Source organism: Sphingobium bisphenolivorans (assembly GCF_000412635.1).
Taxonomy (GTDB): domain Bacteria; phylum Pseudomonadota; class Alphaproteobacteria; order Sphingomonadales; family Sphingomonadaceae; genus Sphingobium; species Sphingobium bisphenolivorans.
Map to the genome: position 1 here is coordinate 1 of NZ_ASTG01000046.1, position 2,644 is coordinate 2,644.

The following is a 2,644-nucleotide window of genomic DNA, read 5'->3' on the forward strand; positions in this document are numbered from 1 at the left end:
TGCGCGGCGACTGACAGGATGCGAGCGTAGCGACAATCAAGATGAGAATCGGTTGTTGGGGTGTCGGTGAAGGGCGGAGGGCGTAGCCCGAAGCCCGTAGCCGAGACCCCAACAACCGATGGCCCTTTAATGGAGGAGCCGTAGATCGTCGGGGCCGACCCAATATTCATTGGCATATCCAGATTGGAGGGAGATGCCGTGAGTGCCGGGTTGCCAAGTCAACGATCATCAAATGAGGCTTTTCATGAAATTGCGACAGACCAACCCGGTCCCGGTGGCTGCGGCGAAGGCCGGGTTCAGCACCGCGACGGGCTACCGGATCGCGAGCGATCCGGTGCTTCCTTCACACCGTAAAGCGCCCCGCGGCCGACGGCGACCTGATCCGTTGGAATCGATCTTCGAGAGCGAGATCGTACCAATGCTGAAGGCGGCACCTGGCTTGCGGGCGGTGGCGATCTTCGAGGAGATGCGCCGTCGCCATCCCGATCTCGATTTTGGGGTTCGCCGCACGATGGAGCGTCGTATCCGTGCCTGGCGGGCCGTTCATGGCCCGGAACAGGAAGTGATCTTCCGCCAGACTCATGAGCCGGGGCGAATGGGCCTTTCGGACTTCACCGACATGAGGAGCCTCAAAGTCACGATCGCGGGTGCGCCCCTCGATCACCTGCTTTACCACTTCCGCCTGGTGTGGTCAGGCTTCGAACATGCCCATGTCATCCTGGGCGGCGAGAGCTATGTCGCATTGGCTGAGGGGCTGCAGAACGCGCTTTGGATGCTGGGCGGCGCGCCGGGCGAACACCGCAGCGACAGTCTGTCGGCCGCGTTTCGCAACCTTGATGCCGATGCCCGTGCGGACTTGACCACACGCTACGACGCCTTGTGCGAACATTATGGCATGACGCCGACCCGCAACAACCGCGGCATCGCGCATGAGAATGGCAGCGTCGAAAGCTCCCACGGCCATCTCAAGGCGGCGGTGGAGGATGCGCTGGCGATGCGTGGATCGACCGACTTCGAGGACCTCGCGGCCTATCGCAGGTTCATCGACGAGATCGTTGCCCGAAAGAACCGGCGCAGTGCCGCCCGCATCGACACCGAAAGGGCAACGCTCAAACCGCTACCTGATCGTCGCACCAGCGACTACGAGGAACATATCCTTCCCGTCACCTCGTCCAGCACCTTCGTTCTGCGCAAGGTGTTCTACACGGTGCCGTCACGGTTGATCGGGCATCGACTGCGTGTGCGCCTCTACGATGATCGGCTCGATCTGTTCCTGGGCGGCAGTTATCTCATGACCCGGCCACGCGGTCGCCCGAAAAGCGCTACCGAACATGGCTATGTGGTGGATTACCGTCACGTGATCCATAGCCTCAGGCGTAAGCCGATGGCCCTGCTGCAGCTGACCTATCGCGACCAGTTGTTCCCGCGCGAGGCGTACAGGCTCATGTTCGAACGGCTGCTCGAAGCCATGTCCGAGCGTGACGCTTGCCGCAAGATGGTCGAGTTGCTGTCCATGGCCCATGAACGGGCCTGCGAGGCCGAGCTTGCCGATCTTCTCGCCCAGGACCTTGACGAAGGCCGGCTGCCTGACATCGCCGCGTTGCGAACGCGCTTCTCGCCCGATCCGGCCGCGCTGCCCGAGGTGGTGGTCGAGCTTGGCCCCCTGACCGACTACGATGCCCTGCTGCTGGGAGAGGCCGCATGACCAAGGCCCATAACGTCGATGCCCAGCGCCTGAGCTTCATCCTCAACGAGTTGAGGCTTCCTGCCATCAAGGTGATCTGGCCCGAGTTTACCGAACGTGCCGACAAGGAGGGCTGGCCCGCCACCCGACTGCTCGCTGCACTTACCGAGCATGAAATGGCCGAACGTGACCGGCGTAGGATCGAACGTCATCTGAGCGACGCACGATTACCACCGGGCAAAACGCTCGACAGCTTCGCCTTCGACGCCGTGCCGATGGTCTCGCGGGCGCAGGTCACGGCCATGACCTCGGGCGACGGATGGCTGGAAAAGGGCGCCAATCTCATCCTGTTCGGCCCGCCGGGCGGAGGAAAGAGCCACTTGGCGGCAGCCATCGGCCTGCAACTTGTCCAGAATGGTTGGCGCGTGCTGTTCACCCGCACGTCCGAGCTGGTCCAGAAGCTTCAGCTCGCGCGCCGCGAACTGGCGCTCGAATCCGCCATCGCCAAGCTCGACAAATACCACCTGCTCATCCTGGACGACCTCGCCTATGTCGCCAAGGATCAGGCTGAAACCTCCGTGCTCTTCGAGTTGATCAGCGCACGCTATGAGCGCCGATCCATGCTCATCACGGCCAACCAGCCCTTCGGCGAATGGAACCGGGTCTTCCCGGATCCCGCCATGACGCTCGCGGCCGTCGACCGTCTCGTTCATCACGCCACCATCTTCGAGATGAATGTCGAGAGCTATCGTCGCAGGGCCGCCCTCCAGCGACAGACAGGGGCTGGAAGGACCCCAAAATACGCGACAATCAAATCCATCGAGAAAATGTCGATCAGCGACAATCAGAGCGAAGAATCGCCCTTGCCAGCGACAATCTAACCCGGCACCATGAACCCGCCGCGACAATCTGTTCTCATCCTGATAGTCGCTGACCTCTCACCCAGATCGTCGCGCTATA

2 protein-coding genes are annotated in these 2,644 nt (G+C 62.0%); both read left to right on the forward strand.

What is annotated here, in order from left to right:
* Positions 1 to 202: 202 nt before the first annotated feature.
* On the forward strand, positions 203 to 1,705 hold the full coding sequence (gene istA, locus L858_RS0119040) for an IS21 family transposase (protein WP_011950689.1): 1,503 nt from the start codon (positions 203 to 205) through the stop codon (positions 1,703 to 1,705).
* Positions 1,702 to 2,565: an IS21-like element helper ATPase IstB gene (istB, locus tag L858_RS0119045; RefSeq protein ID WP_004211466.1), complete on the forward strand. Its 864-nt coding sequence runs from the start codon at positions 1,702 to 1,704 to the stop codon at positions 2,563 to 2,565. Before istA ends, istB begins: the two co-directional genes overlap by 4 nt.
* The last annotated feature ends 79 nt before the right edge of the window (positions 2,566 to 2,644 follow it).